Source organism: Prolixibacter sp. SD074, from assembly GCF_009617895.1.
In the GTDB taxonomy this organism is placed as follows: domain Bacteria; phylum Bacteroidota; class Bacteroidia; order Bacteroidales; family Prolixibacteraceae; genus Prolixibacter.
On record NZ_BLAW01000001.1, the window covers coordinates 3,450,920 to 3,466,938 of the forward strand.

Sequence of the window (16,019 nt, forward strand, 5' to 3'; positions counted from 1 at the left end):
AAAGGTAAGCAAAAAAATATCCGAAGGCGCTTACCCCCGGATAAGTTTGTGTGGTTGTTTGTATAATTTTCCCCTTACCGGTTTCCCGGAAGGATAGCTACATTTGGCGTATCAGCTCGCGGATGATGAGGGAAAGTTTGGGTTCGGCTTTCATGGCTACTTCCTGGACTTCCTCGTGCGATATTTCGACGATTTCGCCTGGCACGCCGCTATCGGTGACAATGGAAATTCCGAAAACATCCATGTCCATGTGGCGGGCGACAATCACTTCCGGCACGGTCGACATACCTACGGCGTCGCCTCCCAACACGCGGAACATCTTGTATTCAGCGGGTGTTTCGAAGGTTGGGCCGGCTACCCCCACGTACACTCCCTCTTCCAGGCTGATGTCATTCTTCAGGGCAATTTTCCGCGCCAGGTTGCGCAGGTGCAGGTTGTAAGCTTCGCTCATATCGGGGAAACGCGGTCCGAGTTCTTCCTGGTTGGGGCCAATCAGCGGGTTGCCCGGAAACATGTTGATGTGATCGGTGAGCATCATGATGTCGCCCACTTTGTATTCGGGATTTAATCCTCCGCTGGCATTGGATACGATGAGTTTGCGTACGCCGAGCGTCTGTAATACGCGTACCGGGAAGGTGACCTCCTGCAGCGAATAGCCTTCGTAAAAGTGGAAGCGTCCCTGCATGGCGATAATTTTCTTCCCGCCAAGGCGGCCAAAAATCAGTCGCCCGGCATGCCCTTCTACGGTTGATACCGGGAAGTTGGGGATATCGGTATAGTTCAGCGAATGCTCAATATCGATTTCTTTGGACAGGCCTCCCAGCCCGGTTCCCAGGATGATTCCTACTTCAGCATCAAAACCGGTTTGCTCTTGTATAAAGGTCGAAGTTGTTTTTATTTTCTCTAACATAGTTTAGTATTTTTCGGTCAAAATTCTTTTTGCCGTCATTCAGGAATTTAATTTCCAGTGGAATATAGTGTAAACTCTCTTTGACAATGTCGGGGACATGGTTCAACCTTTCAATCCGAATCATATCCTTCTCGGTGGTGATGATGATTTTTCGCGGCGACTGAATTTCAAGGAAGCCTTCCTCCACCCGTTCCATGTCTTTATTGGTGAAATTATGGTGGTCGCTAAATGTGAGCTCGTGAATTTCGATGGTATGATGCCGCAAATAATCTTTTAGCGGTTTAGGATTGGCAATTCCGGTTACCAGCAACACGGCCGAACCGATATGAGAATAAGCCTCTTTTACCTTACCAGGAAAAACCGGAACGGGGGCACCGTATTCCAGGGTTGTGAAATAAAGATTCTGAAAAGGTTTTATTTCCAGTTCTTTCGTGATGATGCGCTCGTCGATGGGTTTGAGTTCACCCGGGCATTTGGTTACGATAATCATGTTGGCACGTATGCGGTTCGACGCTCGCTCCCGCAGCCTTCCGTAAGGTAACAGATGATCCTGTGTAACCAAACGATTGTATTCGGTCAAAAGAATATTAACTCCCGGGTTGATGTAGCGGTGCTGAAAAGCGTCGTCGAGCAGGACAACTTCCGGACGGTGATGTTTTTCCGATTTGAGTAACTCTTCCACTCCGTGTACCCTCTTTTCGTCGACAGCAACGGTTATCTCAGGAAACTTCTGTTTGATTTGCAGCGGTTCGTCACCTACTTCACTCACGGTAGAATCGACTTGCACAATGTGAAAACTCTTGGTTTTTCGTTTGTATCCCCGGCTAAGGGTAGCCACTTTGAATTCCTGGTAAAGCAACCTGACCAGGTATTCGGTGTGTGGTGTCTTTCCCGTTCCGCCCACCGCAATATTTCCAACCGAAATAGTGGGTATGGAAAACTCCTTTGAATGGAGGATTTCCATTTCGAAGAGTCGGTTCCTGATGGCGACAACAAGGCCATACAACCAGGAGAGCAGTATGAGTATCAGTTTTTTCACGCGTATTTTGTATCCGACGTAACCAGTTACGTTCAGTCGCGAATAAACGTTTCGCGAAGAAGCCTAAGTTACTATTTTATCAAGACAGAAAAAAAGGAGAACAACCCGTGCCCTCCTTTTTGTATGACAAAATTAATTGAATTTTTATCGGATTTCAAGCGTGTAGGGCAACATTGTGTATAAACCGTTCATGTTCGAAACACGGTTAATGTTTTCCCATGTTTTGTATGAGTTACCCAACACATATTCAGACATTTTCACTTTAGCCGCAGCCGTGAAGTTTTTCAGCAGCTCCTCAAACGGGTCTTTCTCTTTTGGTAACTCTTTAATGCGATAATTTTCAACGCCTGCCTGGCTGGCGGCCAGTTTGATGGCATCATTCAAACCACCGAACTTATCGACTAAACCAATTTGTTTTCCGTTCTCACCGGTCCAAACGCGGCCCTGGCCAATGCCATCGATGTAATGACTGGTGGTGTCACGTCCGGCTGCAACTCTTTTCAGGAACAGTTCATACCCTTTCTCTACATAATTTTGCATCAGGTCGTGCTCGAAAGGAGTCATAGCCCGGCTAACGGTCGGCATACCCGAGTGTGCGTTGGTGTTTACTTCATCGAAGGTAATTCCAATTTTGTTTGATAACAGATCGTGGAAGTTGGGGATCATTCCGAAAATACCAATGGAACCGGTGATAGTGGTTGGCTCCGCTATAATGGTACCGGCAGCACAGGAGATGTAGTAACCACCTGAAGCAGCTAAATCACCCATAGAAACAACAACCGGTTTCACTTTTTGTGTCAGCTCCACTTCGCGCCAGATAACTTCAGAGCCATAAGCGCTTCCTCCTGGAGAGTTTACCCTTAAGACGACGGCTTTAATGGTTGAGTCACGACGGGCTTTCCGAATTGTTTCTGATATTTTCCTGGAATCGATATAGTATGGACCATCGCTTCCCGGGTCGATTTCCCCCTGCGCATAAACCACGGCAATTTTATTTTTCGCCAGTCCTTTACCATCCAGTTTTTTGGGGACCTTGTCGTATTTGACGGGACTGATACTTGGAATGTCTTTGTCTTTACCGACTCCGGTCAGCGTGCGTAAATCATCCAATACCTGATCTTTGTATTTTAGATTATCGAAAAATCCTTTGCTTAAAGCTTTTTGCGGCATGCGGAATGTCTGTACTTCGTTGGCATATGCCTGAAGCGAATCATCCGGGATTTTACGAGCGTCGGAGATCCCCTGGAGAAGGTGGCTCCAGATGCTGTTCAGGTAGACCATGGTTTGTTCGCGGTTGGCTTCACTCATTTTTTCGTACATGAAGGGTTCCACCGCCGATTTAAACTTATTGTTCCGGCCACGAATGATCTGCATATCGACGCCGAACTTATCCATGGCTTTTTTGTAAAAAGTCCGTTGCGCACTGAGTCCCCTGAAATCGAACATGCCACGGGGATTCATGATAACACTGTCGGCAACTGTGGCGAGGTAATACGCTTTCTGGGAAATATTATCAGAGTAAGCGTAAATAAATTTGTCAGATGATTTGAAATCTTCCAGGGCATCGCGGATTTCTTCAATGGTAGCGTAGCCAGCGCCAATATCCGACAGATTCAGGTAGATACCTTTGATGTGGCCATCTGTTTTGGCCTTTTTGATGGAACGCAATATCTGGTTGAGCCCGGTCGTGGAAGTTGTACTTATTCCGGGAAATGGAATATCCATGTCCTCAAACGGATTATTCGACTTGCGGTCGACAATGCGGTTATCCAGTTTTAAGGTCAATACGGAGTTATCGGCGACCTGCACCGAGGGACCGGCGAATGAAGCCAGCGATGACAGAAAGCCAATAGAAACGAAAAAGAAGAGGATAATTCCAACAAATATTGCCAGTAAAGAGGCAAGGAAAATTTTCCAAAAACTATTCATATTACTGAATTTAGGTGTATAGTAATTGCTTCAATGAGAAATGTTTCCGGTGACAATGAAACATCAGATATCGATTGAACCTGAATTTGCCTTAACCGAAAATTGAAAATAAGATTAATCATTATAAAATAAGTATTATTGTGCAGCTTTTCATTACAAAAATTTAAAGGGAATGCTTCAGGTTGATGTACTTTTGGGCGGGAATGTTGGTAACACGCCGGAAATATTTCGTAAAGCAAAGATGCAGATGGTCGAAAAAGCGGGTGGGGTTACAGAGGAATCGTCGCTTTACCGGACCGAAGCCTGGGGTTTCGACTCAGATCTTTTTTTTAACCAGGTTATCACTTTAGAAACTACGCTGCTTCCGCAGGAATTGTTGCAAAGGCTTCTTTCGATTGAGACATCCTTTGGCCGCGAACGTAAAGGCAGTGGTTATTCAGCCCGAACGCTTGATTTGGACATTCTTTTCGTAGAAGATCAAGTAATTAATGAACCGGATCTAATTGTCCCACATCCCCGGATGGCAGAGAGGCGTTTTGTTTTGGAGCCATTGAATGAGCTCTATCCAAATCGAAATCATCCGGTTACGGGGAAACCCATCAGCCAGATGCTTTTGGAATGTCCGGACAGCTCGGGGGTGGAGAAGCTTTCATGAAAAAACCGCTATGTCTAATCAATCCGTCAGATATAATGGTTGCTGTATGAATTGTTCCGGTGCAGAAATAATTACCGGTTGTGTGTCTTTTTCGAATCGATTTTAATTCCGTAAGCCAGATCGCCGGCATCGCCTAATCCGGGAACGATATACGATTTTGGAGTCATTTCCTGATCGATGGCACCAATCCAAAGTGTATAATTATTGTGCGGCATTTTTTTAACCAGGTAATCAACCCCTTCCTGGCTGGCAATTACTGAAACCATGTGCACATGTTTAGGCGTGCCCTTTTCCCGTAATGCACGGTAACCTATTTCCATGGAAGCGCCGGTTGCCAGCATCGGGTCAGAAAGTATAACGATTTTGTCGTCGACTGATGGAGACGAAATGTATTCGAACTCGATATGGAATTCTCCGTCATCGTCGTATTTGCGATAAGCCGAAATAAAGCAGTTTTCGCCCTGGTCGAAAAAATTGAGTAATCCCTGGTGAAGAGGGAGCCCGGCACGCAGAATGGTGGCCAAAACGGGTTGCTGCACCATTGTTGGGACTTTGGCCACACCGAGAGGAGTGGTTATATCTTGAGTTTTGTAATCGAGGTGCTTACTGATTTCGTAGGCAAAAATCTCTCCTACACGTTCGAGGTTACGGCGGAACCTTAATGAATCTTTCTGTACAACCTCGTCCCTGATTTCGGAGATGAACTGGTTGAACAGGGAATTGCTCTTGCCAAGTAAGTGGATCATGGAATTTTTATGCGAAAATAATAAAAAAAGATCTTCCGGGTGGACCGGGCTCACTGTTTAAACCATTTCAAAAAAAGAGGAAGCCGGTTCCGGCGGATAAATGAATATTCGGTTGGAGTAGCCCCAAAGCCGGAATAAAAGCGGGCTACCGATTCGATAGTTGATCCTTCAAAATCCAGTGTATATGGACTACCTGCATATTTCCGGATAAACTGATCAATCATCATGAACATGGCGCTTTGTCTTTTCCCTTCGTCAGAACTGGCGGAAACCAGTAAAATGGGTTTGTGATGTGACCACACAAAAAAGACGGTGGCCAGCAGTTCATTGTGGCCGGAGTAAGCGGCACTGATCTTTCCTCTTCCATAACGAATGGAGTAGCTGGCCAGTTTCTGTAACCGAAGGAAATCGGCATGTTTCAATTCCGGCGCTTTTTTTTGAAGGTGCTCCCTTGTAAACCGCATGAAGAGCCCCATATCGATATTTTCGTCAATAAAGACATTGTTACGTTGTGCCTTCCGGATATTGCGGATGGTGTTAATTTTATAGGCGGCACACAACTGTTGATACGGTTGAATAAGATCCAGTTGGTAAGTTGCACGACGTTCGGTCTCGAAATGAGCGAGATGATTGTGCATATTGAAAGTGTTGAGAGAGATTTCGATTAAACGGTATCTGGAGGGAATTGCCAGGAGAAATTTATTGACCACTTCAGCGTTCAACAGGTTGGAAGAAAAAATGCCGGATTGCTGCGTGAAGTAAGGTTGATATAAATAGTCTATCCCAAATTTACGGCGCGGAATCAGTGGCATCACATATTCATAATCTCCCATGACCAATGCATCCCATTTCCCGGCAACAATATCGAGGTACCACGAATAGGCATAGATAATTCCGTTCACCGCATTATCAATGCACGTGTCCCATTTTTTGACATCTAATTTGTCATACGGAATATAGTCGATTGTTTGACTTTTATTCATCACGAAGTTCGCCGGCCTTTTTCAACATCGATTTGAAAACGTTTTTCCACCCTTTCCATTCGCCCGAATCACTCAATGATTCATTGTGGAACAGTGAAACAAAGGTACCATTCACTTTTTTTACCTCCATCATTAATCGGTTGATTGTTTCGGTTGCCTGTTCGGGCGTTTGGTCCTGGTACTGTTTTAGTGAAACTTCCATTACCGTTGTCGGGAATATTTTCAAATTGGTTTCGGTTTCCGATGATAAATCGTAATAGTGGAAAGGCGTACAGGTGCCGGCCCTGAATCCAGCATGGGAAGGGTAGGTTAGGGTATAATCTTCTTTGATCCCGGTATTAATAAGCCATTGATAGGATTGAGGGAAGGTAAGCCGGAGATAATGAAAACGGCTGCGGAAAGGAGGTTCCCCGATAATCTTTCTGAGCCGCGTGATTTCGGTCTGCAATTTCTTTAGCGATCCCGAAGCCTTGTACGACGGATGAATGCCTACCGGGACTTTTTTGGAAGTATCCCGGATAAGTGCTCTGTAATTAACATTCCGATAGGAAAGATTCTTATCAAACTTCCCGTAATCGCCTAACAGAAAAAAGAAAACAGCTTCCACGTTGTAGGCTTCATGCAACGTTTCCAGCTCAGCATAGGTGTCGTAAGGGTCCGGCTTTTGACCTTTCAATACCTCTTTACGGACAGAAATCGGCCTGTTTTTTCCGGGATTCATAATCGAACGAAATGAGGCTGTCATCTTGCGTAACATTCTTTTGTGAAGAATGGCGTATGCATTGTCCACATCAATAGTTGAGATATAACGAAAGCGGCGTACCGGTTTTTCCCATTTGCCCCATCTGGCAGAAATTGTGTTGGCCAGTGATTCTGCCCAAAGATCGACAACCGGGCGTTGCAAAAAACGATGCTGGCAAGCGAAAGAAATTTCGGCAGGGAAACGTCCGTGAATATCCGTTTTTCCTTTGGGAAAATATTCCTCGTACCGGGAAACCAACCAGAAAATAGCAGAGAATACGTCGAATGCCAGCTCACTTTTTTCGCTGGTTGAAACAGGGAAAAGTAATGGGATTTCACCGGAATTATCGATTTGCGGAACAAAGTCTACAAGTTTGCCGGAGAAGAGTAAGCCGTGAGGAAGGATGTGCAATCCCGGCAACTCGTCGTTGTCTGAATAGTTGATGATGGGACCGTAAAACCGGGTAATTAACCCCGGATCATCAGTCAGATGAAAAGTCGTCGGGATGAGGTCATTGAAAATATACCTGACAGTATAGTTCAGGCGGGGACTTAGGTTATGGCTGTAGATGAGAATCACGGTCAAAGTCTCAGTTTATCACAAATGTAAAAAAATACTACGATGTTTTAGAGGATTCCATCATCGGCGAAGCTGTAATAGCCGGTTTGTGTAATGATGAGGTGATCGAGCAATGGAATTTCCATCAGCTTAGCGGCGTCTCTAAGTTGTGTGGTTATTTTACGGTCGGAATCGCTGGCCTGCAAATTTCCCGACGGATGGTTGTGGGCGATAATAATGGAGGTAGCCAGTTTCTCGAGGGCCTTTTTCAGAATGACACGCACATCGATTACGGTGCCGGTCAGGCCACCCTGGCTGATTCGCTCATAGTGAATAATCTTATTATGACGGTTGAGGTGAAGGACCCAGAACTCTTCGTGAGGTAAATCGCCCATTACAGGCTGTAAAAAGTTGGCGGCATCACGGCTCGAGGTAATTTGTTGCATTTTCAGTGCTCCCGACTGGTTCCGACGTCGCCCGAGTTCCAACGCAGCGATCACGGCAATAGCCTTTGCTTCACCAATTCCCTTGAATTTCTTCAAAGCTTCAACATCAAGCTTTCCCAGTGCATTCAGGTTATTTTTTACGGTACCTAAAATACGGCGTGATAATTCAACGGCAGTTTCTTCGTTGTTGCCCGATCCAATAAGGATGGCAATTAATTCGGCATCGGAAAGGGAGGCAATTCCGCGATAAAGGAGTTTTTCGCGGGGCCGATCTTCGACCGCCCAATCCTTGATACTAAGTTTACGATATTCTTCCATTCGGGTTTAGCTTTAAACTAATTTACAAAATGTAATCTAAACGGAGAACGGAGTAAGCGGTCAAAACAAAAAAAGCCCACCCTTTTTGAAGGATGAGCTGAAATATAGATTAGAAATATCTTACAAGCTGTTCACGTGCAAAGACAGGCTTGATTTCAGGTTAGCCGCTTTGTTTTTGTGAATGACATTTTTCTTCGCCAGTTTGTCGAGCATCGCAGCTACTTTCGGTAACATGTCCGATGCGGCTTCTTTTTCGCTGGTTGAACGCAGGTTACGAACTGCATTACGCATCGTTTTAGAATAATAACGATTTTCCAAACGACGCTTTTCTGATTGTCTTGCTCTTTTTGCTGCTGATTTATGATTTGCCATTTTCCCTAAATAATTTTGTCTTTAAAAGTAGCCCGTAGGGGAATCGAACCCCTGTTACCAGGATGAAAACCTGGCGTCCTAACCCCTAGACGAACGGGCCTCCTTGATTCAATGTCCCTTAAATTGGGACTGTAAAAATAATGTTTTTTCCTGATTTGGAAAGCATTCATCCGGTTTTTCCGGAAATGGCTTCCTGTTGTAGCCCGTAGGGGAATCGAACCCCTGTTACCAGGATGAAAACCTGGCGTCCTAACCCCTAGACGAACGGGCCTCCTGATGCTTGCCTTTTGTTTGGCGCTGCAAAAATAAATAGTTTTTGTAAGCTCCAACCTGAGGGCCAGTTTAACCATTCAAAATACTGAATGGCTCAATAGCCCTTATGTTTTGAGCGATGCAAAGAAATAACATATTTCTCAAACAACAAATAAAAAGATCAAAAAAATTAGCGCCACTCCACGATGGTCCCGCGCGCTTTGTTTTTGAGTGATTTTGGCACTTGCTGAATAATCTCTTCCCGAAGAACGCTGATCAATTTATGTTTGGCAAAATTGCGGGCATAAATCAGGCTGACTTCCCGCAAAGGAGTCAAGTCAGAGAAATTTCGGACAATTACCGGGGCTGTAAGGGGAACAAATCCTGCTGCCAGTTCCGGAATCAGCGTATAACCACCTTCCCGCTCAACAATTTTCATGATGGTTTCGAGCGAACCTCCATCAAAATGGAAGGGGAGTTTAGACTGCACCTGGCTTTTCATCCGGCAGAGGTTGATAACCTGCGTGCGGAAACAATGGCCATCGTCAAGTAGCCAGATGTCCGGGGAAGCAATGTCTTTTACTGAAATGGTCTGTTTCCTGGCAATGGGATGTCCGCGGTGCGAGAAAATTTTCATCTCTTCGTAAAAAAGCGGGTCTTCGTGGATATTCTTATCCTTAAGCGGCGTAACGACAATGCCCACGTCCAGCTGGTCTTTTTTCAGCTTCTCCTCGATGATATGTGTATAATATTCTTCCACATAGATATCGATGTTGGGATATTTTTTCGAGAATTCACCGATGAAAAGGGGCAGGACATATGGTGTTAATGTAGGAATGATACCGATCTTGAGGGTTCCACTTACCTCGCCTTGAAAGTCATCTATAATGCGGTGAATTTTATTTGCCTCGAATAAAACCTGCCGGGCCTGTTCAATAATTTTACGTCCGACATCGGTCGGAATAATGGGTTGTTTGCTTCGGTCGAAAATGATGACACCCAGCTCATCTTCCATTTTCTTTATTTGCATACTCAGCGTAGGCTGGGTAATGAACTTTTTTTCAGCGGCTGTGGCAAAATGACGATACGTATCAACAGCTACAATGTATTCGAGTTGAGTTAGTGTTACCATGATCAGGGAAAAATTTTCTCCGCAAGGTAATAAACCTTTATGATGTGGAGATGAAGCTTCTGATGATGAAATCAGGTGGCGTTGTGAAAACGGAGTTGTTACGTTAATCTTAAGGGTGCAAGATTTTTAAAAAGTCTGGTTGTATCAAATCCTTTTCCTTCAGTACGTCGATTGGAATATAAACAACAGCGGTCCCACACGCGTAAGGGCCAATCTGGTAATTGGCAAACGAGAAAACGATGTCGTCATTGGTGAAATTGACATTCTGAAAGTCATTGCCCAATTCATCGGCTGTAACCGTAAAACAGTCGCCCCGATTGTCAAGGTATTGGGAAATTACTTCTGCCAGCTCCTGCATTTTTTCCGGAGTAGAGCGATTAATGATATCATCGGTGGTGAGAAAACGATTAGCGGATGCTGAAAAGTTGTAGCAAATAAACCAGGTATTTCCGTGGGCGCCTAATGCATATTCGTATTTCTTAAAACGAAGGCTGAGCATCCCGTTGTAAATATTAAACCATTGATGTGTAAGCGACATTTCGTAGCGGTAATCTGAACGGGTATTTGGACTTTCCCCACGCACCTGATCGACGGCTTGTTTCTTTTCAGCCAGTTGTTTGCCTTCGAATTCAGCCATGGTGCTGTCGGCAAAGCTGGTCATTTCGCGATTAAAAGTGTCTTTAAACCGGCAGTTCGACCAATAGCTTTCAATCAGTGGAAAGGCAATGTGTACCTTGTAGTAATAATCCTGCTGGTGAATATCTTTTAAACGGAACGAAATCTGACCGTCTCGCTGACGGCTGGGATGACATGAAAACAATGTTATTGCAATCGTTGCCAGTACAATAATCTTTTTCATTTCGGGGCATTTTTTACCAGGACCGGTTATGATATGCAACCGTGGCAAACAGATATTCGTAACCAGTTCTTACTGATTTCAAATGTAACCAGAAATATCTGAGCCTGGTGCATTGCTTTTGGGATATTTCGTTTGGGTCGGCCAGAAATTGTATTTTTAGGAAAAATTTCAGGATATGAAACGAGGATATAGCAGTGGGGTATTTTTCATTTGGTTGATGTCGATGTTATTTGTCTCGTGTGGTCCGTCACCTTCCGAGAAAGCGGCTCAACAAATCAACAGGGCCGGGATGCTTCTTTCGCAGGGCGATACGGTGAAAGCTGTTAGGAGCCTGGATTCAATCGCGACAATGTACCCGGAAGCCGTTGCCCAGATAAAGCAGGCCGATGAGATGAAAAAGCGCGTTTTCGTTGCCGAGCTAATCACACTTCGGGCAAATCGCGATTCACTGGATGACAAGATTCAGAAGGTGTCAAAGAATTTCACAACGAAGAAGGACGAGTTTGACGAGTACACTCAATATATTCCGAAGAGGCAAACCGTTAATCGTAGCTGGGCCCGTTCATTTATCCAGGTGCATTTGGACGCCAGTGGCCGGATTTACCTGTCGAGTAATTACTACGGTGATAAATGGCTTAATCACGTAGCAGTCCGGGTTTATGACGGAAAGTTAAGTGCTCGAACCGACACTGTTCCTTTGAACGATGTCAACAATCATCACAGTGAATTTCTGGATAAGAAGTGGGAGCAGGTTTCATACAAGGATGGGAAAAGTGACGATGTGATTAAGTTCATTGCCGGACATACCGATCTGAAACTTAAAGCTGTCTTTCTTGGGAAGCGGTATTACTACATCGTACTGGAAACATTTGATAAGGAAGCTGTCAAAAATGCATACGATTTATCGCTGTTGCTGAAGGCGAAGAATAAATTAGATAAGAAGATAAAGTCGCTGGAGGCAAGAGTGAAAGAAACCAACTAATATAGAGACAGGGAATGAAAATTCCCCGTTTTTTTATTCTTCCGTCAACGACTTGGCAAAAGCGGGCAAATCCTTTCCCGAAAAGGTCCCGGAACTCATTAACAACAGGTTTTGGTTGTTGTGTGGCACATTCTCCAATGCCGAAAAAAGTGCATCCGGGTCGGTAAATACCTGTAGGTCATCGCGCCCGAAAGCCTCTTTTACCTGGTCTGTCGTGATGGGCTCAAGTTTTTTATGCTCAATGGTGTGTGGGCTGAAGTATACAAATGCCCGATCCGCCTTCTCCATGGAATCTTTGTAAAGCGGAAGAAACTCCTTTTTCAGGCTGCTGAACGTGTGTAATTCCATGACAGCGGTCAATTGCCTACCGGGAAATTGTTGTTTAACAGCTTCCACTGTCGCTTTTAATTTTGATGGTGAATGGGCAAAATCGCGGAAAACGGTCATGTTGTTTGTTTCCGCCAATTTCTCCAGACGGCGGGAAGCGCCGCTGAAAGTGGAAATACTCCGATAGAAATCTTCGTCTGTAATTCCCAGTTGTTGACAAATAACATGTGCGCCACTAATGTTCTGCAGATTGTGCCGGCCAAAAATCGTCAGACCGATGTGTTGACCATTAGCCGTAATCAGTTGAGTTCGTCCATCCGTAACATCGGCTGCATGTTCGTTGTAACCTGTTACCTTCAAACGCGGGGCATTTTCACTGGCAATTTTCCTCAGGTTTTCATCGCCATCAAAATAAATCAGGTGCGCCTTATCGGGCATCAGCCGGGCAAATTCCCTGAACTGTTCTACATAATTGTCAAAAGTGGGGAAGACATTGATGTGATCCCAGGCAATTCCCGAAAGGAGGCCGATTTGCGGTTGATACAAATGAAACTTGGGACGCCGGTCGATGGGCGATGACAGGTATTCATCGCCTTCGAATATGGCGATTTTTGCCGAATCACTGAGCCGGACCATCGTATCGAAACCTTCGATTTGGGCACCTACCATGTAATCAAAATCGACGTTATTCTCTTTCAGCACGTGCATAATCATCGACGTAATGGTGGTTTTTCCGTGGCTTCCGCCGATGACGATGCGGGTTTTGTGCTTGGTCTGTTCGTAAAGAAATTCCGGGTACGAATATATTTTTATGCCTAGGTCCCTGGCTTTTGCCAGTTCCGGGTTGTCTTCTCGGGCGTGCATTCCCAGGATGACGGCATCTAAGCCAGATGTTATTCTGTTAACATCCCACCCAAATGAACCGGGCAATAAACCGTGCTGTTCTAAACGGCTTTTCGAGGGCTCAACTATTTCGTCATCCGATCCGGTTACCCGGTAGCCTTTTTGTTTTAGGGTAATTGCCAGGTTGTGCATGGCGGCTCCGCCTATTGCGATGAAATGAATATTCATGGTTTTGGTAAATTCTTGCCAATTTTGCGGTTAAAAGTAACAAAATCCGAATCACAAAATTTCAGTACCTGAAGCTTTATCCAATTCATGCAGGTTATTTTATGGCTGACGGTGGCGCCTTGTTTGGGGTTGTCCCGAAGGTTTTGTGGAGTAAACATTATCCGTTGGATGAGAATAGTCTGTGCAAAGGAGCGACGCGATTCAGGGCACCAGGCAGTCCCGGTAATGGCACTCCGGTAGAAGCCAAAACGGTGTTTTTCAAAAATAGCCTTCTGTAAATGCCATTTTTAAAAATATTATGTAAATAATGTTGTCGAATTGTTTAACACTGCCTTGTAAAATAATTTGGCTTGAAAGCCGTGGAAATGCTGAAAAACCTGAATTTTAAACATTTTGATAAAAAAGTTGAAATTTAATTGACATTAAGAGCGATTAGTTCGTAAATTTATAATCAATTTAACTATTAGAATGGTTAAACCCCTTAACGTGTATGACTTTCTTAACGTCTCTCCCGTACAGTGGTTCATCATCTGACATCAGCAGTATGTGGAAGCGCAAATATAGGGCGTCATGGTGGAGGGATAAATGATTTAAAAGCAGTTGGTTATTGTAATGGTTTTTTTGTTCTCGTTAAGAGAGAACATTATTAGTTTGATTGATAGAATTTTTTTGGCTTCAGATTTCAGAAGTAAGGTTTGAGGATTATTGAAGGAGATTTTTGAGAAAACAACTTAAGTCCCATCACTCGGAACTTAAGTATAAGGTACCTCTGGGGGGAGGTTAGAAAGCCCATTTCCTGTTACGTGCTAGTTGGGGTTAGGAGCATAGGGGAATGGGCTCCTTTACGGAATAAAAACGGGTTACGGTTTAAATTATTGCCGTAGCCCGTTTTTTTCCCAGGGAATTCGCGAAAGTCCATCACTGGCGGATGGATCGGACCAGGACCTTTATCAGGCTAGGGCCGTAATTTTAAAACATATACAAATGTGATAACTACAATATTGAAGGGCAGTGCATAAATTGAAAGGCCAAACGATAACAAGTAGGTGAGGATTGCCGGGGGCTGCAGCGTTATTCGTTGCCTCATTCTGTCGAATTTCAAGATGTCGTAAAAGGGGATATAGGAATTGGCTACAGATGATTCCGGTCCAGGAGCAACAACGGGTGCTGAAAGCTCAAAAGGCGGAGGTCGAAGAGGCCGTAGATGATATACAACGATTTATTTTTTACTTCTGCAACGGAAGCAGACTTTGCTTGAACTGAGCTAATCCTAACCCCATTAAGCCGAAAACGCTGCCTGCTTTTAATTTAAATTTATTATATTTATCGTGTTGACCAAGAATGACTCTGCTGGATTAATTAACATTAAAACTTTTACTGTATGAAAATGAAGGAATTAATTGTATCAGCATTGCTGGTATTACTTTGGGTTAGTTGTGAGAAAAATGAAAGCTCACTCTCCCCGGAAAACAATGAAACAATTCAAAGCGGACAAGTAATTCCGGGACAATATATCGTTGTCCTTAAGTCCGGAGTCGTTGATTTGAAAACTGCATCTTTAACTTATGAAGGTCGCAAGGCTGCAGTTAAAGAATCGGCAAAAACCTTCCTTCCGGAAAGAGATTTAAATGCCCGGCCATTTTTGCAGGTTTATGGTACAGCTGTAAAAGGCTTTGCAGCTGATCTGGATGATTCGGAGTTGACCAAACTACGTAACAATTCCAATGTCGATCGGATTTACCCGGACCGGATGTTTATATTGCGGGGAAAGCCACCTGTGGTCGATCCTACTCCTCCTGCACAAACAGTTCCTTACGGGATTGCCCGAGTGGGAACGGGTGATGGTACCGGGAAAACAGCCTGGGTAATTGATACGGGTATTGATTATGGTCACCCCGACTTGTTGGTGGATGCAACAAAAGCTAAAACCTTTGTAGTTAGGACTTCAACAGCTGATGACGATAACGGCCATGGTACTCACTGTGCCGGAATTATTGCAGCATTGAACAACGATATTGGCGTTGTTGGCGTGGCAGCAGGTGCAACTGTTGTCCCTGTCAAAGTACTTAACAGACGGGGTTCCGGAGCGTATTCCCAGATTATTGCAGGGATCGATTATGTAACCAGTATTGCCTCACCCGGCGATGCTGCTAACTTAAGTTTGGGAGGTTCCATCTATGAGCCGATCGATTTGGCGGTTGAGGCGCTGGGCGCCAGTGGAGTTTACGTTGCCTTGGCGGCTGGAAACGAATCTGATGATGCGGAATATCACTCGCCTGCACGTGCGGAGGGTGTCAACCTGTTTACAATTTCAGCATGCGATGACCAGGATGCATGGGCTTATTTTTCCAACTACGGAACACATGTTGATTATTGTGAGCCGGGTGTAAACATTTTCTCAACGTATAAGGGAGGAGGTTATACCACGATGAGTGGAACATCAATGGCCGCGCCCCATATGGCCGGGATTTTGTTAATGACGGGCGGAAAACCAGTGGCTGATGGCGTTGTTTCCGGCGACCCGGATGGAAATCCTGATGCGATAGGTATTCAGTAAACTGAAATAATAAAAGGCCGCAAATCGCGGCCTTTTTTCGTGGAAAGACTTAGCTATTTGTAGATTACTATGATCTTTCAACACTGATGTAACTTTGTCTAATGCAACCTCAAATGATCTATCAGTTAATGTTTTTGCCCA

Annotated in this window: 14 protein-coding genes and 2 tRNA genes; 3 read left to right on the forward strand and 13 right to left on the reverse strand. The window is 44.6% G+C overall.

Annotation, left to right across the window (positions count from 1 at the left end):
• Positions 1–97 precede the first annotated feature (97 nt).
• The 3 genes from GJU82_RS14800 to sppA form a co-directional block, all read right to left on the reverse strand.
• The gene (locus tag GJU82_RS14800) at positions 98–910 is read right to left on the reverse strand and encodes a purine-nucleoside phosphorylase (protein WP_153632857.1); all 813 of its coding nucleotides are present in this window, start codon (positions 908–910) and stop codon (positions 98–100) included.
• Positions 855–1,949, reverse strand: coding sequence for a tetraacyldisaccharide 4'-kinase (gene lpxK / locus GJU82_RS14805; protein WP_228488716.1), 1,095 nt, complete (start codon positions 1,947–1,949; stop codon positions 855–857). Before lpxK ends, GJU82_RS14800 begins: the two co-directional genes overlap by 56 nt.
• Positions 1,950–2,093: 144 nt before the next feature.
• Positions 2,094–3,878, reverse strand: coding sequence for a signal peptide peptidase SppA (gene sppA, locus GJU82_RS14810; protein WP_153632859.1), 1,785 nt, complete (start codon positions 3,876–3,878; stop codon positions 2,094–2,096).
• 172 nt (positions 3,879–4,050) lie between these two features.
• Here sppA and folK point away from each other — a divergent pair, with 172 nt between their 5' ends.
• Positions 4,051–4,533, forward strand: a complete 483-nt coding sequence (folK, locus tag GJU82_RS14815; RefSeq protein ID WP_153632860.1) for a 2-amino-4-hydroxy-6-hydroxymethyldihydropteridine diphosphokinase — start codon at positions 4,051–4,053, stop codon at positions 4,531–4,533.
• Between the two features lie 71 nt (positions 4,534–4,604).
• On the opposite strand, the gene upp is transcribed toward folK, so the two are convergent.
• The 9 genes from upp to GJU82_RS14860 form a co-directional block, all read right to left on the reverse strand.
• A complete protein-coding gene (gene upp, locus GJU82_RS14820) occupies positions 4,605–5,279 on the reverse strand; it encodes a uracil phosphoribosyltransferase (RefSeq protein WP_153632861.1) in 675 nt (224 codons plus the stop codon).
• A gap of 50 nt (positions 5,280–5,329) precedes the next feature.
• Positions 5,330–6,265 carry a hypothetical protein gene (locus GJU82_RS14825; RefSeq protein ID WP_153632862.1) on the reverse strand — a complete coding sequence of 312 codons (936 nt, stop codon included), beginning with the start codon at positions 6,263–6,265 and terminating at the stop codon, positions 5,330–5,332.
• A complete protein-coding gene (locus GJU82_RS14830; RefSeq protein ID WP_153632863.1) occupies positions 6,255–7,583 on the reverse strand; it encodes a polysaccharide deacetylase family protein in 1,329 nt (442 codons plus the stop codon). The genes GJU82_RS14825 and GJU82_RS14830 overlap by 11 nt, the downstream gene beginning before the upstream one ends.
• A gap of 47 nt (positions 7,584–7,630) precedes the next feature.
• Positions 7,631–8,326 carry a DNA repair protein RadC gene (gene radC, locus GJU82_RS14835; protein ID WP_153632864.1) on the reverse strand — a complete coding sequence of 232 codons (696 nt, stop codon included), beginning with the start codon at positions 8,324–8,326 and terminating at the stop codon, positions 7,631–7,633.
• Positions 8,327–8,446: 120 nt separating this feature from the next.
• Complete coding sequence (gene rpsT, locus GJU82_RS14840; RefSeq protein WP_153632865.1) at positions 8,447–8,698, reverse strand: 30S ribosomal protein S20; 252 nt, start codon at positions 8,696–8,698, stop codon at positions 8,447–8,449.
• Between the two features lie 28 nt (positions 8,699–8,726).
• A tRNA-Glu gene (locus GJU82_RS14845) sits at positions 8,727–8,798 on the reverse strand.
• Positions 8,799–8,897: 99 nt separating this feature from the next.
• A tRNA-Glu gene (locus GJU82_RS14850) sits at positions 8,898–8,969 on the reverse strand.
• Between the two features lie 171 nt (positions 8,970–9,140).
• A complete protein-coding gene (locus GJU82_RS14855) occupies positions 9,141–10,082 on the reverse strand; it encodes a hydrogen peroxide-inducible genes activator (protein WP_153632866.1) in 942 nt (313 codons plus the stop codon).
• A gap of 109 nt (positions 10,083–10,191) precedes the next feature.
• On the reverse strand, positions 10,192–10,941 hold the full coding sequence (locus GJU82_RS14860) for a DUF3298 and DUF4163 domain-containing protein (protein ID WP_153632867.1): 750 nt from the start codon (positions 10,939–10,941) through the stop codon (positions 10,192–10,194).
• Between the two features lie 175 nt (positions 10,942–11,116).
• On the opposite strand from GJU82_RS14860, the gene GJU82_RS14865 reads away from it, so the two are divergent.
• A complete protein-coding gene (locus GJU82_RS14865) occupies positions 11,117–11,923 on the forward strand; it encodes a hypothetical protein (RefSeq protein ID WP_153632868.1) in 807 nt (268 codons plus the stop codon).
• Between the two features lie 33 nt (positions 11,924–11,956).
• On the opposite strand, the gene murC is transcribed toward GJU82_RS14865, so the two are convergent.
• Positions 11,957–13,321, reverse strand: coding sequence for a UDP-N-acetylmuramate--L-alanine ligase (gene murC / locus GJU82_RS14870; protein ID WP_153632869.1), 1,365 nt, complete (start codon positions 13,319–13,321; stop codon positions 11,957–11,959).
• Positions 13,322–14,702: 1,381 nt separating this feature from the next.
• Here murC and GJU82_RS14875 point away from each other — a divergent pair.
• A complete protein-coding gene (locus tag GJU82_RS14875) occupies positions 14,703–15,878 on the forward strand; it encodes a S8 family serine peptidase (protein WP_153632870.1) in 1,176 nt (391 codons plus the stop codon).
• Positions 15,879–16,019: the final 141 nt, after the last annotated feature.